Genomic DNA, 22,218 nt, shown 5'->3' with positions numbered 1-22,218 from the left:
TACAGGGCCCCGCGATGGACGCGGAGCGATCTTGCGATGGGAAAATCTATAGGCCGGCGCGCGGCGCGTTCAACCGACGGCCGTGTCGCTCGTCGATGCCTCAAGTCGTTTGTCGCGCGCGCGGTGCAATTTGCGGCGCCAGCGCAAGCGAATCCAATTGTCCCAGAAGATCGACGCGAGCACATAGCCCACCGCCGCGGTGACGACCGAAATCACGAACAGCCCGGCGAAGCCGCCGAGCAGCGCCGGCCCGGCATTTTCGGTCACCCACTTCCACCATTCGCCCAGCGACGCGCCCTCATCGTAAAGGATATAGAGGTCGGACATGCGGGTATGGAGCCCGAACAGCACATTGCCGAGCCAGACCGAGGCGGCGAGGATGAAGGGCGTGGTCAGCGGATTGGACAGAAAGGTCATCGCCGCGCCGATCGGAATATTGGCGCGGAACGGCAGCGCGAGCAGCGCCACCCCCAGGATCTGCACCCCCGGGATCAGGAAAAAAATACCGACGAATAGCCCGAGCGCGGTGCCGCGCCGCACCGAGGTGCGCGAGAAACGCCACAAATGGCTGTGCGCGACGCGGTGCGAGAAGGGCCGGACGAACCGGTTTTCGAGCAATTCCTCGCGCGTCGGCGAATTGCGGCGGATCCAGTTCATCACCGTTGCCTTGTCGCGCGATGCTTCGCGCGAACCGTCGCGAGGCGCGCCGCCGCTCATCCGCGGTCCTTCATCAGCCGCTGCTTGTCGCGCTTCCAGTCGCGTTCTTTGATCGACTCGCGCTTGTCATGCGCCTTCTTGCCCTTGGCGAGCGCCAGCTCGACCTTGGCGCGGCCACGGCTGTTGAAATAGACCGACAGCGGCACCAGCGTCATGCCCTGCCGCGCGACCCCGGCGTGCATCTTGTTGATCTCGCGCCAGTTCAGCAACAGTTTGCGCGGGCGCTTGGGCTCATGGTTCAACCGGTTGCCGTGGCTATATTCGGGGATGTTGGCGTTGATCAGCCACACTTCGCCGCCGGTCACCTCGGCATAGCTTTCGGCGATCGTGCCCTCGCCGAAGCGCAGCGCCTTCACTTCGGTCCCCTGCAGCGCGATGCCCGCCTCGAACACTTGCTCGATGGCATAGTCGAAGCGCGCGCGCCGGTTCTCGGCGACGATCTTTTTCTTGTCGAATTCGGCGGCGGACTGCGGACGGGCCATGACGAAAGCTTATATCACTCCAGCCGCGGACAGCGCGGCATCGACGGCCGTGCGCGATGCAGCGGACGCCGGGATGATAGGTAGGCGCACTTCGGGCGAAAACCAGTCGTGGAGACGCGACAGCGCATATTTTGCCGGCGCGGGCGAGCTGTCGCTGAACATCGCCTGGTGCAGGGCGAACAAGCGGTCGTGCAGCGCCAGCGCCTTGGTCCAGTCGCCCGCCGCGCAAGCGGCGGCGAAATCGGCGCACAGGCGGGGCGCCACGTTTGCGGTGACCGAGATACAGCCGAAACCGCCCAGCACAGCGTGCGGCAACCACAGATCGTCATTGCCGCTGAGCTGGCAGAAATCCCGGCCCGCCCCCGCGCGATGCTCGGTCACGCGCGCCAGGTCGCCGCTGGCGTCCTTGACCGCGACGACGCTCGGAATGTCGGCGAGCTTGCACATCGTCTCGGCGCTGATGTCGGCGACGGTGCGGCCGGGAACATTATAGACGACGATCGGCAGGTCGCTGGCATCGGCGAGCGCCTGATAATGAGCGAGGATGCCCGCCTGGCTCGGCTTGTTGTAATAGGGCGCGACGATCAGCGCGGCGGCGGCGCCAGCGGCCTGCGCGTGGCGCATATGGCGGATCGCGGTCGCGGTGTCGTTCGACCCGCAGCCGGCAATTACGGGAACCCGCCCCGCAGCAGCTTCGAGGCAGGTGTCGATGACCTGATAATGTTCCTCGAACCCCAGCGTCGGGCTCTCGCCCGTCGTCCCGCACGGCACCAGCGCGCTCGTCCCCTCGCCGACCTGCCAGTCGACGAGCCGTTTGAACGCCGGCGCGTCGAACGCACCGTCGCGAAATGGCGTCACCAAGGCGGGAATCGACCCGGAAAACATGCTCGGCTCCTTTACAAAGACTCCACGCGACCGATAGGTAAGGTCGGCGCGCCGCTATTGGACGCCTATTCAGCGCCCCGCAAGGAGTTTGCCGCTAGTATGGCCCTTATGATTTCGTTGCCTTCCGTTTCCCGCCTCGCGCTCGCGGCGGCGCTCTTCTTTCCCACGATCGCGCACGCCAGCGAGCTCACCCCCGAACAAATGGCCTGGTACCGGGCGCAAATGGGTCTCGCGACCGCCTCGGCATCGCCGCCGACGAGCACCAACTCGGTCGGCGACGCGGTTATGGAATGGCGGCGGCTGACCGCCAACACCGGCGCTTCCTTCGATCAGCTGTCGCGCTTCCTGCTGGCCAATCGCGGCTGGCCCGACGCCGACAAGATGCGCGTGCGCGCCGAAAAAGCGATCGCGATCGACAGCTATGACCCCGCGCGCACGCTCGCCTTTTTCCAGACCTATCCGCCGCAGACCGCCAGCGGCCACCTCCGCCTCGCGCTCGCGCTCAACGCATCGGGGCGCCGCGACGAAGCCAATGTCGCGGTACGCCGCGCCTGGACCAGCGGCACGCTCGACGAGGTCGAGACGAGCCGCGCGCTGTCCTTCTTTCCCGGCGCCCTGACGCTCGCCGACCATGACGCGCGCATGGACCGCCTGCTCTGGTCGGGCGCCACCGGCGCGGCCAGCCGCCAGCTCGCCTTCACCTCGCCCGAAAGGCGCGCGGTCTTCGCCGCGCGGCTCGCGATGCGCAGCAATGCCGTCGATGCCGCGCTTCAGGCCGCCGCGGTCGAAAGCGCCAATCCGTCGCTGGCGCGCACCGACGCGGGCTATATTGCCGACAAGGCGACCTGGCTGCGCAAGGCCAACCGCGTCGTCGAGGCTCGCGCGCTGCTCGCCGCCCCGCGCAGCCTCGCCAGCGCGCCGACCGATGCCGAGGAATGGCTCGAAACCCTGCTCACCAACGCGCGCGCCGCCGACAGCGCCGGCGACAAGCTGACCGCCTATAATATCGCGCGCCAGCTCGGCGACACCTTCCCCGCCGGCACCGTCATCCGCGAAACCCCGCTCAGCGTGCGCGACGATTATACCTCGCTCGCCTGGCTCGCCGGCCAGCTTGCCTTCCGCGACCTGCGGCGCCCGGGCGAAGCGGCGCAACTCTACCGCCTCTATGGCGAAGCCGCGCGTTCGGCACAGACGCGCACCAAGGGCTTTTACTGGGCCGGGCGCGCCGCGCTCGCAGCGGGCGATAGCGATTCCGCCAATGCGCAATTCGCCGATGCCGCCCAGCATTATGACCAATATTATGGGCAATTGTCGCTCGAACGGCTCGGCCGCGCGCAGCCGAAACCGACCCCGGTCCCGACGGTCCAGGTCAGCCAGGCCGAAAAGGTCAATTTCGACGACGACCGCCTCGTCCGCGCCGCGCGCGCGCTCGGCGAGATCGGCGCCTGGCGCGAACAGTCCCTGTTCCTGCGCGCGCTCGCTAACCGCGCCCGCTCGCCGTCCGACCATGTCCTTGCGGGCCAGCTCGCCTCGCAAATCGGTCGTCCCGACCTCGGCGTGATGATCGGCCGCAGCGCGCAGGCGAACAGCCTCGACGCGGTCGAGGTCTCGGGCTTCCCGACCGTCCGCGTGCCCGTCGGTCACGAAGGCAATTGGACCTTCATCCACGCGATTACCCGCCAGGAAAGCCAATTCGACCGCCAGGCGATCAGCCATGCCGGCGCGCGTGGCATGATGCAGCTGATGCCCGGCACCGCGCGCGAGGTCGCGGGCAAGATCGGCTTGTCCTATGACGCCGGCTCGCTGACCACCGACACCAATTACAACTTCACGCTCGGCTCGACCTATTTCCAGCAGATGCTCAGCTATTTCGGCGGCAGCTATCCGCTCGCGGTGGCGGCGTATAACGCCGGTCCGGGCAATGTGAACAAATGGCTGCGCGCCAATGGCGATCCCCGCAACGGGACGATCGAGATGGTCGACTGGATCGAAGCCATCCCGATCTTCGAGACGCGCAACTATGTCCAGCGTGTGCTCGAAAATGCCGTCGTTTATGACACGCTGCGCGACCGGCCACTGCCGAGCGCCCCGCTGAGCTTCTACCTCGGCAAGCGCACGCCGGGCTAATCCCGGTGGCGGGGGACAAGACGAACATCATCAGCCCCACGGGCTATGCCGCGCTGCGCGCCGAATATGACGCGCTGCTCGGCGACGAGCGGCCCAAGCTGGTCGAGGTGATCAGCTGGGCGGCGGGCAATGGCGACCGCAGCGAGAATGGCGACTATATCTATGGCCGCAAGCGGCTGCGCGAGATCGACCGGCGCCTGTCCTTCCTCGCCCGGCGGATGAAGGCGGCGCGCGTCGTCGATCCCGCTGCGCAGCCCGACAAGAGCCGCATCTGGTTCGGCGCCACCGCCGAGCTTGCCGACGACGATGACGTGCGGCGCACCGTTACGCTGGTCGGCGACGACGAGGCCGAAGCCGGCGACGGCCGGATCGGCTGGAACAGCCCGCTCGCCCGCGCGCTGCGCGGCGCCGGGGTCGGCGACTTGCGCATCGTGCAACTGCCTGCGGGACCCAAGGAATGGGAAATCATCGCGGTCCGCTACCCCGCCGCCTGACGCTCACTTGCCCAATATCTGATTCATCGATGCACGCAGATCGGACCGCAGGTCGGGGGCGTCAACGGCGCGCATCGCCCATTGCCGCGCCATCGCCGCATTGGCCTCGACCCCCTGCCCCGCCCGATAAGCGAGCGCGACGATCGCCATCGCATTGGCGCGCGCCGTCACGGTCGTCGGATCCTCCTCCGACAGCGTCGAACTGCGTGCGGCGATCGCGCAATCGCTGAACGACTCGGCGACCTGGAGGTTCAGATAGCCAAGCTCGCACAGCCAAAGATTGCCCTCGACATTGCCGCTCTGCGCGATCCCGCGCAGTCGGCCGATCATCTCGTCGCGTTTTGCCGGATTGATCGCGGCAAAGAACATGGCGGCGGGATGCCCTGCCTCGGCCGCCTCGACGAACAGGCGCTCGGCGCCGGCGCGATCGACTTTCCCGAACCCGCCGATCGACAATTGATAGGCAAGATGCGTCTTGGCCTTGGCATAGCCGCTCGCTGCGGCGGCCTGATAAAGGCGTTCCGCCTCGGCGCGATCGGGCGTTCCGGGCGCGCTGCCCATCAGATAATAACCATATTCCAGCTGCCCCGGCGCATAATCGGCAGCCGCCGACCGCTTCAGCCACTCACCCGCCGCCGGCATGTCGCGCGCCACGCCCACACCGAATTCCAGCATATAGCCCAGGATATGCTGCGCCGCGGGGTCGCCGTCCTTTGCCAGCGCCACGATATCGCTCGCCGGGCGCCTTGCCAGCAGCTTGGCCACGATGACGGGCTCGTCCTCGACCGCAAGTTGCGCAAGCGGCAGGTCGAGCGGTGCGATCGGTGCCGGCGCGCCGCGCGTCCGGGCCGCTGCAACCGGCGCGGCGGGCACCGGGGCCAGCGCGGGCGGGGCCGCGACGAATGCCGCGTCGAGTTTCTTCGGTTCGACCAGATAGAGCCCGCCGAGCTTGCGGCCGTAATGAAAGGGTTCCTGTTCGCCGCGCGCCATGCCTTCGGTCAGTTCGGGGACCTCGCTCTCGATTGCGCCGAACATCGCGGTCAGCGGCACCGGCATCGCCAGATAGCGCCCGGCCGCCGCCGCAAAGGGGCTGAGCCGCGACCCGACCGGCGCGTCGTCATAGGCCGGAGCGCCGATCGCCGTCGAATAAAGCACCGCGCCGCGCGGCAGCGACAACAGCCCGATCGGCCCGACCCCACCCTCGGTCGCCACCGCCGGCTGGTCGGCGAGGCGCACGACCGGGTCGGCGGTGCGGCACGCGTCGACCAGGAACAGCGCCACCGCGCCCTCGGGGATGACCTTTTCGGCGACGGTTTCGAGCGAGACGAAGCGGAGATCGAGGTCGCTGCGCCGCGTCATCGGCGGCGCGTCGGTCGGCACCACATAATTTTTCTGCGCATATTGGAAGCCGTGGCCCGCGTAATAGACAACCACCGTTCCGGCCCCAGCCGTCTCGGCGGCGAAGCGGTCGAGTGCGGTCAGCAGCGCCTTCTGCTCGGCGTCGGCGACCACCCGCACCGCATAGCCGGCATCGGTCAGCGTCGAACAGATATGCGCGACGTCGTTGCGGCTGTTGGCGAGCGCCGCCCAGCTATATCCGTCATAGGCGCTGTTGCCGATCAGCAAGGCGACGCGGTCGCCGCGAAGCGGCGCCGTCCCGCATGCGCCGGGCGTCTGTGCCGCCGCCGCCGGAATCAGTCCGCCGAGCAGCAGCAAAAACAGCGCGGCCATCGCGCCCAGCCATGTCGTCCGCGTCATCTGTCTTGCCCCCGCGCTCGAACCATTATTCGCCGCGACCCGTGTCGACGATAGGACCGCACAATGGGGGAGCAAAGAGAAAACGCCCGCCTGTGTCCCGCATCACCGACACGGGCTGGACCTCCGGCTAATCGCTGATAATCAGAGGCGGGTCGAAGGAGAGGCGGTCATGCGAAGTCTGGCGATTGCCGCCGCGCTGTTGCTGTCCGGCGCCGCGCACGCCGCGCCGCAGCCGCCGATCAGCGACGACGTGATCCTCGAGGGCGTTCAGCTCGGCGAGGAAATCGAAAGCCGCGTCGATGGCGACCTCAACGGCGACGGCGATCCCGACACGGCCTTCGTGATCGCCAGCCCCGACTCGCGCGACCTCTATGTCGTGCTCAGCTATCGCACCGAGGTCGATATCGGCCATCAGCCCGGCGGCCAGTTGAAACTGCCCGCCGACGGGCTCGGGCCGGCCGGACTGACGATCAAAAAAGGCGTGCTGGTGATCGAGGATCTGTCGGGGGGCACTACCGCGCTGTCGGCGACCTATCGCTATCGCGCTGACAAGGCCGAGCCCAGGATGCGGCTGATCGGGCTCGACGCGACGGTGTATAGCCGCACCTATGCGCATGAGGGCAATGCGATGAGCTGGAACCTGGTCACCGGCGATGTCGAGACCAAAGTGCTGAGACTGACCGGCGAAGGCGAGGATGCCGGTTATGAGGACGCCTTCGTCCGGCGCTTCAAACGGCCAAACAAACCCATCTATATGAACGACACGCCCGATGCCGAAGAGCAGCTGATCGCTTTTACGAAAGCGAAATGAGCCACCATCGGCTTATTTGAGCAGCGCCGGCACGATCCATGCGATCGACATCACGACAACCGCAGCGATCAGCGAAAAGGCCAGCACATAGCGGACATTATGGCCTTTGACCCCGCCGCTGGCTTCCTCGTCGGTCACTTCGACATGCTCATCGACGACTTTCATGGTGCGTCTCCTTTTCCGGTCCGCCTGATACGCGGGCCTCCCAGGCGCGGTTCCCGCGCCGGCGATGGGGAGAGAGTGCCAGAGGGTCTGTAAGCCGGGTTCTGTCCACCCCGTTTGACCGGGGATAGGCGATCATTCCTCTAGGCGTGCGGTTACCCGAACGCTCAAGCAGTCAACCCGGACGGCGGGACCGGAACCGGTCCTGAGTTGCCTCGTGCCATCCCTATTCGACCTTGCTCCCGGTGGGGTTTGCCGTGCCGCGTCCGTTACCGTCCGCGCGGTGCGCTCTTACCGCACCCTTTCACCTTTCGCCGGGCCGAAGCCCTGGGCGGTCTCTTCTCTGTGGCACTTTCCCTAAGCCCTTCCGGAGAAGGACCCGCCGGACGTTATCCGGCACCGTGGTTTCCGTGGAGCCCGGACTTTCCTCCCCCGGCGGGATACCCCACCGGCGGCGATCGCCCGACCCTCTGGCGTCGCCATCATAGCAGCAACGCAGCACGCTGACGAGAAATCAATCGCCCTCGGGCTGGGGCAGCAGCAGCGCCAACAGGATCGCGCGGCATTCGCCGTCGATCGTGCCGTCGATCAGTTCGGGCCGGAAACGGCGCTGGAACGCCACCGTCGCGGCAAAACCGTCGGTGACGTCATAGCCGAACCGTTCCAGCGCGAGCAGAAACCCGGCGTCGGTCCAGAGCGGATCGGTCAGCTTCTTGGTCGGACGCGGCAGCGCGAGGCGGCGGCGCGCCAGTTCTCCCCACGGAAACAGCTCGCCCGGATCCTGCTTGCGCGTCGGCGCGATATCCGAATGGCCAACGACATTGCCGCGGGTGACCTCGTGGCGGTCCTTGATCAGATGGACGAGGCGGACGACTGCGGCGACCTGCGGCTCGGGGAACGGCACATAGCCCCATTCATGCCCGGGATTGACGATCTCGATCCCGACGCTCGCCGAATTGATGTCGCTCGTGCCACGCCAGTGCGCGCGGCCGGCGTGCCAGGCCCGCTTGTCCTCGGGCACCATATGGGTGACCTGGCCATCCTCGCTGACGACATAGTGCGCCGACACTTTCGCGTCGGGATTGGCAAGCCATTCAATGGCTTCGGTGCCGCTCTTCATACCGGTATAGTGCAGCACGATCATCGAGATGGGCAGCGCGCGCTCGTCGAAATTGGGAGACCAGCGTTCGATAAAATCGCTCATGCGTGTCGCGGCCCGATCGTTGCAAAACCTGCCCTCACCTGCGCCAGCCTCATGCAAATTGCAAGGCGGGTTCAGGCGGCCGCCACGCGCCGCACCTGCTGGTCGGCGGGTTCGTAAAGCCCGCGCAGCCGCGGGCTCGCAACATATTGGTCGGTCTGGCCGAGCACCGTCTCGCCCGCGCCGAGCAGGAGGAAGCTTTGCGGCGCCGCGACCATGCGCAGCCGTCCGAACGCTTTCTGCCGCATCGGCAGCGAAAAATAGAGCAGCAGGTTGCGGCAGAAGATCAGGTCGGCGGGGCTCGCCAGCGGCGGCCGGTCGGTCAGCATATTCTGCACCGAAAAATCGATCCGGCGGCGCAGATCGGCCTTGGCGAGCCAGCCCGCCTCGGTCTGGTCGAACCAGCGCACCATGCGCTGCACCGGTAGCCCGCGCTGGATCTCGAACTGGCTGTAGAGGCCGACGCGCGCGCGGCTGATCGCGTGATAGCTGACGTCGGTGCCGACGATATCGATTTGCCACCCTGCCCATTTCTCGGGCTGTTCGGCGAGCAGCATCGCCAGCGAATAGGCTTCCTGCCCCGTCGACACACCGCAATGCCAGATCGTGATCCGCCTTTTGTCGGCGTTGATGACACGGAGCTGTTCAAGCACTGTCGTCGCAATGTCGTCGAACACACTATGTTCGCGATAGAAAAACGTCTCGTTGTTGAGCATCGCATCGACCGTATCGTCGAGCAGCTGGCGGCTGGTCGAGGTCACCAGCGCCGCGACCAGCGCGTCGAGGTCGGCGATGCCGTGGCGCTGCATCACCGGTTTCAGCGACATTTCGATGCGCCAAATGCGGCTCGGCGACAGGGTTTGCCCGGTGCGCGATTCGAGCACACCCATCAGCACGCGATAGGCCGATTCGCTGGCGGTTCCGCCCATCATGGCCGCGCCCGTCCTTTCAGGAAGCTGCCGAGCATCAGCGCGATCGCGTCGGGGTTCAGCGTCGCCGCCGCGATCCCCGCCTTGGCGACCGCGCCGGGCATGCCCCAGATCACGCAGCTTTCGGGCGCCTGCGCAAAGATCGTGCCGCCCGCCGCTTTCAGCCGCGCCGCGCCATCGGCGCCGTCGCGGCCCATGCCGCTGAGCACCACCGCCGCCGAACGCGCGCCATAAACCTCGGCGAGCGAATCGAACATCGGGTCGGCCGAGGGGCAGCAGCCATTGGGGACCGGGCGCCGGTCGAGCGCGATTTCACGGCGGCGGCCGCTCGCGACGACGATCAGATGCGCATCGCCGGGCGCCAGATAGATATGGTTCTTCTCGACGACCATCCCCGCCTCGGCGACGACGACCTTGCGCGCCGTCATCGTCGCGATCTGCCGCGCGTAAAATTCCATGAAGGCATCGGGCAGGTGCTGGGTGAGCAGGATCGGCGCGGTGATGCGCGGGTCGAGATGGGTCAGGAAACTAGTGAAGGCCGGGATGCCGCCGGTCGACGCGGCGACGGCGATGCATTCGAGCGGCTGGTCGGTGTCGATCGCGACCGCAGCCGGCGCCGCCACGGGCCGCGCGGCGGGGCGAACGAGCGTCTGGCGGTGCGGCGGCAACTGGCCGAGGCTGCGGATGCGGTCGGTGAGAACTTCGGCAAAGCGCCCCGAAAAGCTGCCGCGCCCCGGCTTGGCGAGCGTATCGCTGGCCCCCAGCGCCAGTGCTTCGATCGCGGCGGGCCCACCTTCGATGCAATTGGACGACAGGATCAGCACGCGCGCCTTTTCGGCGCGTTCGAGGATCAGCGGCAGCGCGGTGATGCCGTTCATCCCCGGCATTTCGATGTCGAGCACGACCACATCGACCGGTTCGCACGCCAGAAAGGCCAGTGCGTCCTGCGCCGACGCGATCGACGCGCAAACGCTCAGCCCTTCGGTCTGGTCGATGATCCGCTCGAGGATGCTGCGGACGACCAGGCTGTCGTCGACCAGCATGACACGAACGTCGCGCGTGGCCGGCATCGCATGGTCGGCGACGCTGGCGCGAGGCAAAGGTTGGGAGGCCGCCACCCGCGTGGCCTCAAGCGACGCCGACGAGCTGCAATTTTCCTTCGAGCGTTTCGCGGTCGAACGGCTTCATCACATATTCGTCGGCCCCCGCCTCGATCGCGGCGCGAATATGGTCGATGCTGTTTTCGGTGGTGCAGAACACGACGCGCGGCCGTTCTTCATGCCCATAATCCAGGTCGTTGAACGCGCCGAGAAACTCCATGCCGCTCATCACCGGCATGTTCCAGTCGAGCAGGATCACGTCGGGGCGGTTGGCGCGGCAAAAGGTCAGCGCCTCCTGTCCGTCGGCGGCTTCATCGACCGCAAAGGCCATGCTTTCCAGAATGTGCCGCGCAACCTTGCGGATCACTTTGCTGTCATCGACGACCAGACAGGATTTCGACATAATTTACTCCGTGCCCCCGGGGATCGTGGGGGGATAACCCAAAGGGGTATTCAGGCCGTTAATGTCAGGCCGCCTTCGCGACCGGCAAGGTGATGAAATGCGACGGATCGACGACGAGCAGCGAGGCGCCCTCATGCTCGATCATCGCATCGGCAACCCGCGCCCAGCCGGGCAGCAGCCGACCGGTGACGCGCGTTTCGGGCGCGTCGATGAAGCAGACATCCTCGATCGCATCGGCAAGCAGGGCATAGCCATGGTCGGCGACATCGACGACGATCACGCGCTGCCCCGGCGCCACAGCAACCGGCGGAAGCCCGATCACGACATGCGGATCGATCAATGTGAAGACGCGGCTGCGGAGCGCGAACAGGCCCGCGACGTGCGGCGGCGCGGCGGGAACATGCACCGGCGTGCCCACCGTCACCACCGAATTGATCGCGCGACTGCGCAGCGCGACACGGGTGTCGGCGATGCGCGCGATCAAATAGAGTTTCTCCATCATCAGCTGGCTCCTGCAACGCGGATGCGCAAAGCCTCAAGCAAGGCGCCGCGATCGTAACGATAGATGCTGTCGTCGTCGGGCCCGGTCGCCGCCACCGACGACCGCAGGCGGACGAGCGGGACATCGCCGGCAACCGGCGCCACCGGTCCATCGGCCAGGTAAAGCTGGACGTCGGGCCGTTCGCCCTCGACCGCTTCGCCGCCGCTGATCACCCGGTACCCGGCATGGCGCAGGATCGGCGCGAGGAAATTGTCCGCCCAGCCGTCGGCGTCGTCGGACAGCCGGCACAGCGGCTGGCGCTGCAAGGACGGGGTCTGACCAGCGCCATATTGCGCCATCAGCCAAAAGGGATCGATCAGTTCGACGGGTTCGCCGCCGATCAGCACGACCCCGGCGATCAATCCCGGCGCCGGCGCCGGCTGCACCGCATCGGGCAGCCGGACGATGTCGATCACCGCATCGATCGGATAGCAGAGCACCGAATGACCGTCGTGGAGGCGGAGCAGCTTGACGGCTTCCGGCCCGCTCGGGACGACGGCGGCGTGAACGGCGAAGATGTCGGCGCCGATCTGCGCCTGCACCACACCCGCGCTTTCGAACAGCGCCGCGGCCGGCACTTCCTCGACGCGCTCGATCACCGACAGACGGACGCCGCGTGTGCGACCGCCGACGTCGCGGAACAACAGCAATTGCGCGGCATTGCGCGCGGCGGCGGCTTCGGCGGCCGCTTCGGCGCTCGCATCGTGACTGCGGCCCGCTTCGGATGCATCGACCCCGGCGGCCGCAAGCAACCCCTGGACGTCGAGCAACAGCACCGGGCGGCCGTTATCGGGCAAGGTCGTCCCCGCATAGAGTCCGGTCGCCATGATCATCGGCGCGGCGGGTTTGATCACCAGTTCCTCATGGTCGTGGATCGCCGCGACGCTCAGCGCATAGCTGTGTCCCTGCCCCGGCCGGACGAGGATGATCGCCCGGTCGTCCTGATCCTCGCTCGCGTCGATCTCCGACCCGAGGACATGTTCGAGCCGCAGCAGCGGAAACTGCTCGCCGCGCACGGTGGCGAGTTCGCCGCCGCCGACACGGTCGATGCGCACCGAATCGCTCGTTTCGAGCAGGATTTCGCGGACCGATCCGCGCGGAATCGCGAAATACTGGCCCGACGCGCGAACCATCAGGCCCGAGATGATCGTCAGCGTCATCGGGACGCGCAGCACGATGGTCAGGCCGCGCCCCTCCTCGTTGCGCAGTTCGACCACGCCGCCGATCTTTTCGAGATTGGCTTTGACGATATCCATGCCGACGCCGCGGCCCGAGATGGACGTGACTTTGGCTGCGGTGGAGAACCCGGGACGGAAAATGAGGTCGAGCTTTTCGCGCGGGGTCAGCGCTTTCGCCTCGGCGGCGCCGATGACGCGCGCCGAAATCGCCTTGGCGACGAGCGCGTCGGGCGACAGCCCGCGGCCGTCGTCGCGCACCACGATCTCGATCTGGTTGCCCGACTGGCGGGCCGAAACATCGATGCTCGCGGTGATGCCCTTGCCGACGGCGACGCGCTCGTCGAGATGTTCGATGCCATGGTCGATCGCGTTGCGGACGATGTGGATCAGCGGATCGCGGATATTCTCCATCATCTCGCGGTCGAGTTCGACCTCGCCGCCGCTCGTCGAGAACCGGATCTTCTTGCCGAAATCCTGCGCCAGGTCGCGAACGATGCGCGGCAAGGGAGAGAAGAGCTTGTCGATGCGCTGCATCCGCATCTGGCTGACCGACTGACGCATCCCCGCGATCGAATCCGACAGGCGGTCGAAGGAAGCGATCACCGACGCATCGACACCCGATTCGCGCAGCAGCCGCGCAAATTCGTTGCGCGCGAGCACGATGTCGGTGACCCCGGTCATCACGCTGTCGAGCAAGGGCAGCGGCACGCGGATCGAGCGCCAGCTTTGCAGCTCGGCGTTGATCTCCTCATCGCTCGGCGCCGCGACGGGCTCGGCGAGCGCGACCTTTGCGGCCGGGCCGTCGTCGATCACCGCCAGCGCGCCGATCACGTCGCTGTCATCACCCTGCGGCTCCTTGCCGGTCGTCCCCAGCGCGGCGCACAGCAGCGACAACCGGTCGATGATCGCCAGTACCGCAGTGACAAGCGCGGCATTGGCAGCGCGATTGCCGCGTCGGACCTGATCGAGCGCATCCTCTGCGGCGTGCGACAGCGCGGTGACGCGCGGCAGTGACAGGAAACCCGAACTGCCCTTGATCGTATGGACGAGGCGGAAAATCGCGTCGAGCTGCGCGCGGTCGGCGGGGTCGGCCTCCCACGCGACGAGCGCGCCGCCCGCTTCGGCCAGAATCTCCGCCGTTTCGGCGAGAAAATCGTTCAGCAGATCGTCCATCACGGTATTGGCGCGCCCCAAAATTCTGAGGCATCCACCATGACGAACAATGGTTAAGGAGGGCTTTACCCGCGCCCGCGCAGCACCGCGCCGACGAGCAGCGAGGTCGGCGTTTCACGCGCCAGCATGACGGTGCCGCCATTCTGCGATGCGACCGCCTGGACAAGGATCGCGGGGGCGGTGCGCGACGTCATCGCAGCGGCGCCCTCGCCGTCCTTCAGGATGCGTTCGACATCGGCGTCGAGGAAGATACGCTCGGCCTCGACATGCAGCGCGATTTCGATGCCTCCCCCCCCATTCGCGCCCTGATTCTCGCACCCGATGTCAAGCCGCCCGCCGCGCACCAGCGCGTCGACGAGCAGCAGCGCGAGGTTGAGGACGATCTTCACCGCGGGCTTGGGCAAAGGCTCGGCGCCGATCATCCAGTTGAGCTCGATCGCGCGATCGCCGATGATCCCCTGGATCGCCGACTTGGCCTCGTCGGCGGGCACCAGTTCGCCGAACCCGCCCGCCGATCCGAAGGCAAGGCGAAAGAATTTCAGCTTGTTCGCCGACGTCCGCGCGCTCTGTTCGAGCAACTCGGTGACGCGCGCGCGCATTTCGGGATCACGCTCGTCGGCGAGCAGCTCAAGGCCGTTGGCGAAAGCCCCGACGGGACTGAGAAGGTCGTGACACAGGCGCGAAGCCAGCATCGAGGCGAAATCGACGCGATCGTCGGACATGGATGGCTATGCTCCCCGCGAACCGGCAGTTTCCGGTCGGCCGCTCCTAGGGCAATCGGCCCCCGTCGGGCAAGGGCAGTATCGCGCCGACGTGTCCAGGAGCCGACTATCCTTTGGCCAATGCCAATCGCGCCAGCCGCAGAAGCTCCGGCAACGCGTTTCTCACGTCCGCAATCAGTCGCGCATTTTGTTCGTCACGGTCATCGGCGGGCACGACATAGGGCGGACTCTGGATCGTGCAGGCGGCGACGATTTCCTCACCGGGCCAATTACCGGCGCGCATACTTTCGTTGGCTCCCGTATCAGGACGCGTCGAGACCGCGAGCGCGCCCATGCACAATTCGTCGTCCAGGCGGCGAACATACCAAGGCCCGGCCGAGGCCTGACTCTCCAATTCGACCAACGCTTCGATAGCCTTCAAATCCATCTCGTGATGCCTCATCGTGCCTGGACGGGTTTCGTATCCGCATCGTTCAAGGGGCGCCACCCCCTTGAATTTCGGGGCCGCAAAACCACATTCCAGTCAATGCAGGGGGACGACCAAGTTTTGACCGTGGCGCTCGGCGATAGCGCCGCCGGCTTGCGCCTCGACCGGGCGCTCGCCGAGGCCTTGCCCGATCTCTCGCGCGAACGATTGAAGACGCTCATCAAGGGCGGCCGCGTCGCCAGCACCGACGGGACGATCCTCTGGGATCCGTCGGCCAAGGCCATGGCTTCGGCCACGCTGGAACTCCGGCTGCCCAAGCCCGCCCCCGCCCATAATGTCGCGCAGGACCTCGATCTGGTCATCGCTTTTGAGGACGAGCATCTGATCGTCGTCGACAAGCCCGCCGGGCTGGTCGTCCATCCGGCCGCCGGCAATCTCGACGGGACGCTGGTCAACGCGCTGCTCCACCATTGCGCCGGACAATTGTCGGGGGTCGGCGGGGTGGCGCGGCCGGGCATCGTGCATCGCATCGACAAGGACACCAGCGGGCTGATCGTCGCCGCCAAGCATGACAAGGCGCATGAGGGGCTGGCCAAACAATTCGCCGCGCACAGCATCGACCGCCGCTATCTCGCGCTCGCCACCGGGCGGCCGATCCCCGCCAACGGCACCGTCGACGCCGCGCTCGGGCGCTCGGCGACCAACCGTAAGAAGATGGCCGTGGTCGCCGAGGGGCGCGGCAAGCACGCGATCACCCATTATCGCACGATCGAGCCGTTGAAAGGCGCGACGCTGGTCGAATGCCGGCTGGAAACCGGACGCACGCACCAGGTGCGCGTCCATATGACACATATCGGGCATCCGCTGCTCGGCGATCCGGTCTATGGCCGCGCCAAAAAACCGCTGTCGGACGTGCTGAAAGCGCGGGGTTTCGCGCGGCAGGCATTGCACGCCGCCCATTTGGGCTTTATTCATCCGGTGACCGGTAACGTCATCGCGCTCGACAGCGAATTACCCGCAGATATGCAGGAACTGATCGACATATTGCGCGTTTAGGTTTCGAATGAAAATCTATCTCGACCGCGTGCGGCAAGCGCGGCATCATGGTTCAAGGATTAAGGGAAGACGCTCTCCAATGGCTAACAAAAGCAATGTTCCCGCGACGGTGCCGGCGCTTGGCGGCGAAGCCAGCCTCAACCGGTATTTGTCCGAAATTCGCAAATTCCCCCTGCTCACCCCCGAGCAGGAGTTCATGCTCGCCAAACGGTTCCAGGAACATGGCGACAATGAAGCGGCGGCGCAGCTGGTCACGTCGCACCTGCGGCTCGTGGCGAAGATCGCCATGGGCTATCGCGGCTATGGCCTGCCGGTCAGTGAGCTGATCAGCGAAGGCAATATCGGGCTGATGCAGGGGGTGAAGAAATTCGACCCCGATCGCGGCTTCCGCCTCGCCACCTATGCGATGTGGTGGATCCGCGCCTCGATCCAGGAATTCATCCTGCGCTCGTGGAGCCTCGTCAAGATGGGCACCACTGCGGCGCAAAAGAAGCTGTTCTTCAACCTTCGCCGGATGAAGAACAATCTCGAAGCGTTCGAGGACGGCGATCTGTCGCCCGAGCATCTGACCAAGATCGCGACCGACCTCGGCGTCACCGAAGACGAAGTCACCAGCATGAACCGTCGCATGGCGATGGGCGGCGACACCTCGCTCAACGTGCCGATGGGCGAGGATGGCGACAGCCAGTGGCAGGATTTGCTCGGCGACGAAGGCCCGCTGCAGGATGAGCGCGTCGCCGAGACGCAGGAACGCGACATCCGCCATTCTTTGCTCAACGAGGCGCTCGACACGCTCAACGAACGCGAACGCCATATCCTCACCGAACGCCGGCTGACCGACGATCCCAAGACGCTCGAGGATCTGAGCCAGGTCTATGACGTCAGCCGCGAACGCGTCCGCCAGATCGAGGTGCGCGCGTTCGAAAAGCTGCAAAAGGCGATGCTCAAGCTCGCGGGCGACCGCCGGCTGGTGAACGCCTGATCGGGGGCGAAGGACCGGGGCGACACGACCGGATTTTCCGGATGAAGGAGTGTGTGCCATGCGTTTCCTGACCCTCGCCGCCGCGACCCTCGCCGTCGCCCTTCCCGTCACCGCCGCCGAAGCTCCGGCGAAGGTGACGGTGGAGATGGCGAATTTCAGCTACACCCCCGCCGACCTGCATTTGCAGGCCGGACACAGCGTGACGATCCATTTCATCAACACCGGGTCGGGGGGGCATGACTTCACCGCCGAGGAGTTTTTCGCGGCGGCGACGATGGACGCGGCCAATCGCGCGCACGTCGGCGGCGCGAAAGGCCGCGTCTCGCTCGGCAAGGGTGAAAGCGCCGATGTGACGCTGGTGCCGAAGGCGGGCACTTACAAGGTCCATTGCTCGCACTTCATGCATTCGACGATGGGCATGACGGGCAAGATCATCGTTGCCTGACCCAAGGGTCAAAAGCGCCGGACATACCCCGCATAAAGTTCGACATCGGGGCTGTCGCGGTTGAGGCCAGCATTGACGCCGACATCCCATTGGCTGTCGGCGTCGGGCTGCCAGCCCAGCGACAGTCCGGCGAGCGCCTCGGTGCTGCGACCGCCGGGGTCGTCGTCGCGCGTAAAGGACAATTCGGCGGCCGCCGACACATCCTCCGACACATTGAAACCCAGCCCGACTACGCTGCCATAGGCCAGGTGACGGCCGTCGCCGTCGGCATCGACCGCCGCATCGACATGCGGCGTCACGCCGAGCGAGACCGCGCCCAGATCGAAGCTCGCGGGCACCAGCAGCCCCGCGCCCCAGTCGCCCGCGCCGACGCCCGCACCGCCCACCGGCAGCGTCGCATAGGGCATGACCGCGATCGAGACCCCGGAGCCGTCGGGATTGCGCAGGTTCTGGCGCAGCGCCAGCGTGACGTCCCCGGTCCGGGTCGTGCGGGTCGTGTTGCCGGTCGCCCGATCGCGCTCGCGCACATGGCCGAGCATCGCCCAGCCGATTTGCAGTTCCAGCGAAGGAGTGAGGCCCGCGCGGAGCAACGCATCGCCGAACACCCAGCTGTCGGTCCGGCTATCCACGCCGCGATCGAGCGTCCAGTCGGCAAGACCGATCTCCAGCATCATCCGGCCCGCATCGACCGTGCAGGCCGGCGTTCCAAGGCCCGGCCGGTCGGGGCAAAGGTCGCGTTCCTCCGTCGCAAAAGCCGGCGCACTCACCGCCAGGGCAGCAAACAGCAAGATCTGCCGCAACGGCATCTTATTCCCCTTCGTCTCCCGACCGGTCTTTCTTGTCCCGGAAAGCCGCACCGCGATCAAGCCCGCTTGCCTCCCAGCGTCGAGCGGCTAGTTTGCCGCCCATGGCAACGAAGACCCGCGCGCCGAAGCGCAAACTCCCCTGGTATCTGCGACCGTTCAAATGGCTGCTGTGGTTCGTCATCGTCTCGGCCCTGTGGGTGCTGCTCTATGCCGTCGTGCCGCCGCCGGTGACCGTCACCATGCTCACCGACGGCAATGGCATCACCAAGGACTGGACCAGCCTGTCCGACATCGACCGCAACATGGTCGGCGCCGCGATCGCCGCCGAGGACGGGAAATTCTGCAGCCATGACGGTTTCGACCGCGACGCGATCGAGGAGGCGATCGAACGCAATGCGAAGGGCAAGCGCCTGCGCGGCGGCTCGACGATCAGCCAGCAGACCGCGAAGAATGTCTTCCTGTGGCAGGGCAGCGGCTGGACGCGCTATGTCCGCAAGATCCCCGAAATCTGGTTCACCTTCCTGATCGAAAAGCTCTGGGGCAAGCGCCGGATCATGGAGGTCTATCTCAACGTCGCCGAAACCGGCCTCGGCACCTATGGCGTCGAAGCCGGGGCGCAGCGCTATTTCAAACATGGCGCGAGCAAGCTTACCCCGTCCGAGGCGGCGCGCATCGCCGCGATCCTTCCCCTGCCCAAGAAGCGCGAGGCGGTCAGCCCGTCGGGCTTCACCCGCCGCTACGGCAACACGATCCGCGCGCGCATCGGGGTCGTCCGGCGCGACGGGCTCGACGCCTGCATCTACAAATAGGCTCTATTCCGAAGCGTCGCGCGCCGCATCGGCAACCAGCAGCCCGCCGATCACAAGGACCGCGACCACGCCGATCGCGATCCCCACTTCGGTCGAAAGATTGTTCCGCTCTCGCCGCTCGATCGGCCGGCCGTTGACGAGCAGGCTCTGGTCGCCGTCGAGCGCGATGCCGATCCGGCTTTCGAAGCGCCGGGCCTCACGATCCGACTGGCGGCTGCCGTCAATGTTGATGGTGTCGCGGGAGAGGCGCAGTTCGAGGCGCGGCGCCTCCTTTTGCCGACCGCCGCCCAGTGGCAGCGTGAAGCCGATGCCGACGACGCCCTCGGTGCGCCCCAGCCCCTGATCGCGAAAGCCCCCCGACTGCGCCAGACCGGGCGTCGTCAGCGCCGCAGCGAGCGCCATGGCCATCATCATTCGCATATCGTCCATCCCCCATGTTCGCCTGCCGCCCGCTAGGCCGGTTTCCAGCTTTTCCGTTCTTCGGCTTGCTTGAGCACCTCGAACGCCGCCTGCCCCGCCGCGAAGCGCTTGGCGGCTTCGGCGTCACCGGGTTTGACGTCGGGGTGGCATTCTTTCGCCAGGCTCCGCCAGGCCTTCTTGGTCGCTTCAAAATCGGCGTCGGGTTCGAGGTCGAGTATCTCGAGCGCGCGCATCTCATCCGCGCTGCGGCTGCCGTCGCCCGATCCGCCCCAGGCATAATGCTGCGCCTTGGCATAGCTGCGCGCGCCGCGCGCTTCCTCCGCCGCCCGCGCAGCGGCGTCTTCGGCGCTCAACCCTTCGAAATAGTCCCAGCCACGGTTATATTCGGCGGCGTGGGTTTCACAGAAATACCAGCGGTCGGGACTGTTGGGCGATTTGGGCGCCGGGCAATTGCCGGGGTTGGTACAGCCGTGGCGATCGCAGAGCCGAACCTTCTGCGTCTCGCGCGACGACCCATAGGGGCGCCAGCGAGGAAAACCCCAGTCATCGGATCTCTTGGCGCGGCTCATCCGACCCCATGTAGCAACCGGGGGTCGAAATGGCTAGCCGAGCGCGCTGAACCGCTCCGAAAAAAGCGCTTTCCTAAAAAACATCGCGGTGTCAGCATCCCTTGTCAGGCTCTTTCGATCGTCCATATCCCGGCGATTTTACACGCACCGCCCATCACCGCTTAAAGCGACAAAGGAGACTGTTTCGATGCGCACATGCGTATCTTTTGTCGCTTTAGGACCTCAATCCTTCGGTTGATACCCGAACGCCTTGTGCGCCAACTTGATCGTCGCGGGATCGCGTTCGGGCGGCGTCATCGGCACCGCGGCCTCCAGCGTGTCGGCGATATGGGTCAGCGCGGCGATGCGCCCCGCCTTTTTGTGATTGCCGTCGATCACCTTCCACGGCGCCCAGCGCGTGTCGGTCTGCGCGAACATGTCGTGCATCGCGGCGAGATATTCGGCGCGCTTTGACCGGTTGCGATAATCGTCCGCCCCCGTCTTCCACCGCTTCCACGGATCGTCGAGCCGGTCGGCGAAGCGCTTGTCCTGTTCGTCCTGCGTGATGTGCACGAACAATTTCACCAGATGCGTCTTGCTGCCGGTCAGTTGCGCCTCGAACTCGTTGATCTCGTCATAACCTTTGCGCCACTCGCCCTCGGTCGCATAACCCTCGACACGCTCGACGAGGACACGACCGTACCAGCTGCGGTCAAAGATCGACAATTCGCGATTGCCCGGCAACCGCTTCCAGAAACGCCAAAGGAAGTGCCGCGATTTTTCCTCGTCGGTCGGCGCGCTGATCGGCCAGACCTCGAAGTATCGCGGATCGAGCATCGCGGTCAGGCGGGTGATGATCCCGCCCTTGCCGGCGGCGTCCCAGCCTTCGAACATGATGACGCTGCGTTGGCCGTGCGTGATATGCGCGGCCTGGATGCGTTCGAGCCGCTGCTGAAGCGCGATCAGGTCGTCGCCATAGTCGCCGCCATATTTGGCGCCGGATTCGAAGTCGGACAGGTCGATGGTCATACCGCGACCCTAGCCCAAGCCCGGGCCGATCACCAAGCGACGGTTGCTGCTGTCGCCCTTTGGGACAGCTCGGCGCGCTATCCTTACCGGCCCTGCAGCAACGCCTGCTCCGTACCGGTCAGCAGCGCCCGGCGGCCCCGTCAAAGTTCGGCGGCGACAAGCTCCGCGACGCGTTCGGGCGCTTCCATCGGGATGAAATGGCTGAGCTCGCCCCATTGCTCGTCGCGCACCGCGCCGAGCGCGGCGCCGAGGCCCGGCCAGGTCGGGCTGACCGAGAAATCGAGCGCGCCGCCGCGCTCGCCGGTCCTCGCGCGGATCACGCTGACCGGCGCCGCGATGCGACCGAACCACTGATGGGGTGTCGTGCGTAGCGCGTTCAGATAGACCGATGCTTCAAGCGCGGGCGGACAGGCGAGCTCGAACCCTTCACCGTCCGCTGCCGGTAACAGGCCATCGCGGCAATAGTCGGCAAGCGCTTCGGGGCGCCAATGGGCATAGGGCGGACGCGCCGAAAAATGCGCGTTCATCACTTCCCAGCCGTCCCAGCGGTTCCGCCGCCGCGCGACCGGGTGCTCGGCGGGGTCGGGGATCGGCTGCTCGACGACGGGGTAGAATTCGGACGGCATGATGACCGGGTCGATCAGGAACAGATGCTGGAAGGCCGCGGGCCGCTCGGCCGCCAGACGGGTCAATATATAGCCGCCCATGCTATGCCCGCAGCCGACAAACGTCGTTTCGGCGAAACGGTCGATCAGCGGCAGCAGGAAATCCGCCGTCGCCGCCCAGTCGGACAGCGAGTCCGGTTTCCCGCTGCGTCCATGACCACGGCTGTCGGGCGCAACGACATGCGTCCCGGTCGGCAGCGCCGCTACGACCTGATCCCACAACCGGGCGTGAAAGCCCGTCGCATGAAGCAGCAACACCGACGGCCGGCCGGTAGGCTCGCCCCATTCAAACCAGCAAATCTCGCCGTCCGGCGTCGACAGCCGGTGCTCCCGCGCCGCCGACGTCAT

At 66.2% G+C, this 22,218-nt stretch carries 25 protein-coding genes and 1 other RNA gene; 7 read left to right on the top strand and 19 right to left on the bottom strand.

Annotated features, from left to right (window positions below; all coding sequences use genetic code 11):
* Positions 1–69 precede the first annotated feature (69 nt).
* Genes ACREB7_RS00560 through dapA form a run of 3 tightly spaced genes read right to left on the bottom strand, consistent with a single transcriptional unit; the run spans position 70 to position 2,084 of the window.
* Positions 70–717 carry a DUF2062 domain-containing protein gene (locus tag ACREB7_RS00560; RefSeq protein WP_431590355.1) on the bottom strand — a complete coding sequence of 216 codons (648 nt, stop codon included), beginning with the start codon at positions 715–717 and terminating at the stop codon, positions 70–72.
* Positions 714–1,199, bottom strand: coding sequence for an SsrA-binding protein SmpB (gene smpB, locus ACREB7_RS00555; protein ID WP_431590354.1), 486 nt, complete (start codon positions 1,197–1,199; stop codon positions 714–716). The genes ACREB7_RS00560 and smpB overlap by 4 nt, the downstream gene beginning before the upstream one ends.
* A gap of 9 nt (positions 1,200–1,208) precedes the next feature.
* A complete protein-coding gene (dapA, locus tag ACREB7_RS00550) occupies positions 1,209–2,084 on the bottom strand; it encodes a 4-hydroxy-tetrahydrodipicolinate synthase (RefSeq protein ID WP_431590353.1) in 876 nt (291 codons plus the stop codon).
* 99 nt (positions 2,085–2,183) lie between these two features.
* On the opposite strand from dapA, the gene ACREB7_RS00545 reads away from it, so the two are divergent.
* Positions 2,184–4,211, top strand: a complete 2,028-nt coding sequence (locus ACREB7_RS00545) for a transglycosylase SLT domain-containing protein (protein ID WP_431590352.1) — start codon at positions 2,184–2,186, stop codon at positions 4,209–4,211.
* A gap of 5 nt (positions 4,212–4,216) precedes the next feature.
* Entirely contained in the window at positions 4,217–4,705 is a 489-nt protein-coding gene (gene greB / locus ACREB7_RS00540) for a transcription elongation factor GreB (protein WP_431590351.1), read from the top strand.
* A 3-nt stretch (positions 4,706–4,708) separates the two neighbouring features.
* Here the strand turns inward: greB and ACREB7_RS00535 are convergent, their stop codons facing one another.
* Positions 4,709–6,463 carry a caspase family protein gene (locus ACREB7_RS00535; protein ID WP_431590350.1) on the bottom strand — a complete coding sequence of 585 codons (1,755 nt, stop codon included), beginning with the start codon at positions 6,461–6,463 and terminating at the stop codon, positions 4,709–4,711.
* Positions 6,464–6,632: 169 nt separating this feature from the next.
* Between ACREB7_RS00535 and ACREB7_RS00530 the strand changes: the two genes are divergently transcribed.
* Positions 6,633–7,274, top strand: coding sequence for a hypothetical protein (locus ACREB7_RS00530; RefSeq protein ID WP_431590349.1), 642 nt, complete (start codon positions 6,633–6,635; stop codon positions 7,272–7,274).
* A 12-nt stretch (positions 7,275–7,286) separates the two neighbouring features.
* Here the strand turns inward: ACREB7_RS00530 and ACREB7_RS00525 are convergent, their stop codons facing one another.
* The 10 genes from ACREB7_RS00525 to ACREB7_RS00480 form a co-directional block, all read right to left on the bottom strand.
* Complete coding sequence (locus tag ACREB7_RS00525; protein WP_431590348.1) at positions 7,287–7,439, bottom strand: hypothetical protein; 153 nt, start codon at positions 7,437–7,439, stop codon at positions 7,287–7,289.
* A 74-nt stretch (positions 7,440–7,513) separates the two neighbouring features.
* Positions 7,514–7,910: RNase P RNA component class A (gene rnpB, locus ACREB7_RS00520), an RNA gene on the bottom strand.
* A gap of 40 nt (positions 7,911–7,950) precedes the next feature.
* Positions 7,951–8,640: an N-acetylmuramoyl-L-alanine amidase gene (locus tag ACREB7_RS00515; protein ID WP_431590347.1), complete on the bottom strand. Its 690-nt coding sequence runs from the start codon at positions 8,638–8,640 to the stop codon at positions 7,951–7,953.
* Between the two features lie 71 nt (positions 8,641–8,711).
* A complete protein-coding gene (locus ACREB7_RS00510; protein ID WP_431590346.1) occupies positions 8,712–9,569 on the bottom strand; it encodes a CheR family methyltransferase in 858 nt (285 codons plus the stop codon).
* Complete coding sequence (gene cheB, locus ACREB7_RS00505; protein WP_431590345.1) at positions 9,566–10,666, bottom strand: chemotaxis-specific protein-glutamate methyltransferase CheB; 1,101 nt, start codon at positions 10,664–10,666, stop codon at positions 9,566–9,568. Before cheB ends, ACREB7_RS00510 begins: the two co-directional genes overlap by 4 nt.
* Positions 10,667–10,694: 28 nt before the next feature.
* Complete coding sequence (locus tag ACREB7_RS00500) at positions 10,695–11,069, bottom strand: response regulator (protein ID WP_077146261.1); 375 nt, start codon at positions 11,067–11,069, stop codon at positions 10,695–10,697.
* A 64-nt stretch (positions 11,070–11,133) separates the two neighbouring features.
* Complete coding sequence (locus ACREB7_RS00495) at positions 11,134–11,571, bottom strand: chemotaxis protein CheW (RefSeq protein ID WP_431590344.1); 438 nt, start codon at positions 11,569–11,571, stop codon at positions 11,134–11,136.
* Positions 11,571–13,961 carry a chemotaxis protein CheA gene (locus ACREB7_RS00490; protein WP_431590365.1) on the bottom strand — a complete coding sequence of 797 codons (2,391 nt, stop codon included), beginning with the start codon at positions 13,959–13,961 and terminating at the stop codon, positions 11,571–11,573. The genes ACREB7_RS00495 and ACREB7_RS00490 overlap by 1 nt, the downstream gene beginning before the upstream one ends.
* A gap of 65 nt (positions 13,962–14,026) precedes the next feature.
* A complete protein-coding gene (locus tag ACREB7_RS00485; protein WP_431590343.1) occupies positions 14,027–14,683 on the bottom strand; it encodes a histidine phosphotransferase family protein in 657 nt (218 codons plus the stop codon).
* Positions 14,684–14,789: 106 nt separating this feature from the next.
* The gene (locus tag ACREB7_RS00480; RefSeq protein WP_431590342.1) at positions 14,790–15,110 is read right to left on the bottom strand and encodes a hypothetical protein; all 321 of its coding nucleotides are present in this window, start codon (positions 15,108–15,110) and stop codon (positions 14,790–14,792) included.
* 99 nt (positions 15,111–15,209) lie between these two features.
* On the opposite strand from ACREB7_RS00480, the gene ACREB7_RS00475 reads away from it, so the two are divergent.
* The 3 genes from ACREB7_RS00475 (at position 15,210) to ACREB7_RS00465 (ending at position 17,593) form a co-directional block, all read left to right on the top strand.
* Positions 15,210–16,166 (top strand): RluA family pseudouridine synthase, encoded by a 957-nt coding sequence (locus tag ACREB7_RS00475; protein WP_431590341.1) that lies wholly within the window; start codon positions 15,210–15,212, stop codon positions 16,164–16,166.
* Between the two features lie 79 nt (positions 16,167–16,245).
* The gene (gene rpoH / locus ACREB7_RS00470; protein ID WP_431590340.1) at positions 16,246–17,148 is read left to right on the top strand and encodes an RNA polymerase sigma factor RpoH; all 903 of its coding nucleotides are present in this window, start codon (positions 16,246–16,248) and stop codon (positions 17,146–17,148) included.
* Positions 17,149–17,206: 58 nt separating this feature from the next.
* Positions 17,207–17,593 carry a cupredoxin domain-containing protein gene (locus tag ACREB7_RS00465; protein ID WP_431590339.1) on the top strand — a complete coding sequence of 129 codons (387 nt, stop codon included), beginning with the start codon at positions 17,207–17,209 and terminating at the stop codon, positions 17,591–17,593.
* A gap of 8 nt (positions 17,594–17,601) precedes the next feature.
* Here the strand turns inward: ACREB7_RS00465 and ACREB7_RS00460 are convergent, their stop codons facing one another.
* Positions 17,602–18,399, bottom strand: a complete 798-nt coding sequence (locus ACREB7_RS00460) for a transporter (RefSeq protein WP_431590338.1) — start codon at positions 18,397–18,399, stop codon at positions 17,602–17,604.
* 101 nt (positions 18,400–18,500) lie between these two features.
* Here ACREB7_RS00460 and mtgA point away from each other — a divergent pair, with 101 nt between their 5' ends.
* Positions 18,501–19,208, top strand: a complete 708-nt coding sequence (gene mtgA, locus ACREB7_RS00455) for a monofunctional biosynthetic peptidoglycan transglycosylase (protein WP_431590337.1) — start codon at positions 18,501–18,503, stop codon at positions 19,206–19,208.
* A 3-nt stretch (positions 19,209–19,211) separates the two neighbouring features.
* Here the strand turns inward: mtgA and ACREB7_RS00450 are convergent, their stop codons facing one another.
* From ACREB7_RS00450 to ACREB7_RS00435, 4 genes are all read right to left on the bottom strand, one after another.
* Entirely contained in the window at positions 19,212–19,610 is a 399-nt protein-coding gene (locus ACREB7_RS00450; protein ID WP_431590336.1) for a hypothetical protein, read from the bottom strand.
* 50 nt (positions 19,611–19,660) lie between these two features.
* Positions 19,661–20,197, bottom strand: a complete 537-nt coding sequence (locus ACREB7_RS00445) for a J domain-containing protein (RefSeq protein ID WP_431590335.1) — start codon at positions 20,195–20,197, stop codon at positions 19,661–19,663.
* Between the two features lie 222 nt (positions 20,198–20,419).
* The gene (locus tag ACREB7_RS00440) at positions 20,420–21,205 is read right to left on the bottom strand and encodes a polyphosphate kinase 2 family protein (RefSeq protein ID WP_431590334.1); all 786 of its coding nucleotides are present in this window, start codon (positions 21,203–21,205) and stop codon (positions 20,420–20,422) included.
* A gap of 140 nt (positions 21,206–21,345) precedes the next feature.
* Complete coding sequence (locus ACREB7_RS00435) at positions 21,346–22,218, bottom strand: alpha/beta hydrolase (protein WP_431590333.1); 873 nt, start codon at positions 22,216–22,218, stop codon at positions 21,346–21,348.

The sequence above is a fragment of the Sphingopyxis sp. genome, from assembly GCF_050725615.1.
GTDB lineage: Bacteria > Pseudomonadota > Alphaproteobacteria > Sphingomonadales > Sphingomonadaceae > Sphingopyxis.
Note: the sequence above shows the minus strand (reverse complement) of the source record. Positions and strands in the feature narration are given on the sequence as shown.

What these genes read in the sequence shown, in the direction of transcription:
- ACREB7_RS00560 (WP_431590355.1), bottom strand. Translation starts at nt 717, where the DNA reads ATGAGCGGCGGCGCGCCTCGCGACGGTTCGCGCGAAGCATCGCGCGAC.
- smpB (WP_431590354.1), bottom strand. Translation starts at nt 1,199, where the DNA reads ATGGCCCGTCCGCAGTCCGCCGCCGAATTCGACAAGAAAAAGATCGTC.
- dapA (WP_431590353.1), bottom strand. Translation starts at nt 2,084, where the DNA reads ATGTTTTCCGGGTCGATTCCCGCCTTGGTGACGCCATTTCGCGACGGT.
- ACREB7_RS00545 (WP_431590352.1), top strand. Translation starts at nt 2,184, where the DNA reads ATGGCCCTTATGATTTCGTTGCCTTCCGTTTCCCGCCTCGCGCTCGCG.
- ACREB7_RS00535 (WP_431590350.1), bottom strand. Translation starts at nt 6,463, where the DNA reads ATGACGCGGACGACATGGCTGGGCGCGATGGCCGCGCTGTTTTTGCTG.
- ACREB7_RS00530 (WP_431590349.1), top strand. Translation starts at nt 6,633, where the DNA reads ATGCGAAGTCTGGCGATTGCCGCCGCGCTGTTGCTGTCCGGCGCCGCG.
- ACREB7_RS00525 (WP_431590348.1), bottom strand. Translation starts at nt 7,439, where the DNA reads ATGAAAGTCGTCGATGAGCATGTCGAAGTGACCGACGAGGAAGCCAGC.
- ACREB7_RS00515 (WP_431590347.1), bottom strand. Translation starts at nt 8,640, where the DNA reads ATGAGCGATTTTATCGAACGCTGGTCTCCCAATTTCGACGAGCGCGCG.
- ACREB7_RS00510 (WP_431590346.1), bottom strand. Translation starts at nt 9,569, where the DNA reads ATGATGGGCGGAACCGCCAGCGAATCGGCCTATCGCGTGCTGATGGGT.
- ACREB7_RS00500 (WP_077146261.1), bottom strand. Translation starts at nt 11,069, where the DNA reads ATGTCGAAATCCTGTCTGGTCGTCGATGACAGCAAAGTGATCCGCAAG.
- ACREB7_RS00495 (WP_431590344.1), bottom strand. Translation starts at nt 11,571, where the DNA reads ATGATGGAGAAACTCTATTTGATCGCGCGCATCGCCGACACCCGTGTC.
- ACREB7_RS00490 (WP_431590365.1), bottom strand. Translation starts at nt 13,961, where the DNA reads ATGGACGATCTGCTGAACGATTTTCTCGCCGAAACGGCGGAGATTCTG.
- ACREB7_RS00485 (WP_431590343.1), bottom strand. Translation starts at nt 14,683, where the DNA reads ATGTCCGACGATCGCGTCGATTTCGCCTCGATGCTGGCTTCGCGCCTG.
- ACREB7_RS00480 (WP_431590342.1), bottom strand. Translation starts at nt 15,110, where the DNA reads ATGGATTTGAAGGCTATCGAAGCGTTGGTCGAATTGGAGAGTCAGGCC.
- ACREB7_RS00475 (WP_431590341.1), top strand. Translation starts at nt 15,210, where the DNA reads ATGCAGGGGGACGACCAAGTTTTGACCGTGGCGCTCGGCGATAGCGCC.
- rpoH (WP_431590340.1), top strand. Translation starts at nt 16,246, where the DNA reads ATGGCTAACAAAAGCAATGTTCCCGCGACGGTGCCGGCGCTTGGCGGC.
- ACREB7_RS00465 (WP_431590339.1), top strand. Translation starts at nt 17,207, where the DNA reads ATGCGTTTCCTGACCCTCGCCGCCGCGACCCTCGCCGTCGCCCTTCCC.
- ACREB7_RS00460 (WP_431590338.1), bottom strand. Translation starts at nt 18,399, where the DNA reads ATGCCGTTGCGGCAGATCTTGCTGTTTGCTGCCCTGGCGGTGAGTGCG.
- mtgA (WP_431590337.1), top strand. Translation starts at nt 18,501, where the DNA reads ATGGCAACGAAGACCCGCGCGCCGAAGCGCAAACTCCCCTGGTATCTG.
- ACREB7_RS00450 (WP_431590336.1), bottom strand. Translation starts at nt 19,610, where the DNA reads ATGGCGCTCGCTGCGGCGCTGACGACGCCCGGTCTGGCGCAGTCGGGG.
- ACREB7_RS00445 (WP_431590335.1), bottom strand. Translation starts at nt 20,197, where the DNA reads ATGAGCCGCGCCAAGAGATCCGATGACTGGGGTTTTCCTCGCTGGCGC.
- ACREB7_RS00440 (WP_431590334.1), bottom strand. Translation starts at nt 21,205, where the DNA reads ATGACCATCGACCTGTCCGACTTCGAATCCGGCGCCAAATATGGCGGC.
- ACREB7_RS00435 (WP_431590333.1), bottom strand. Translation starts at nt 22,218, where the DNA reads ATGACGTCGGCGGCGCGGGAGCACCGGCTGTCGACGCCGGACGGCGAG.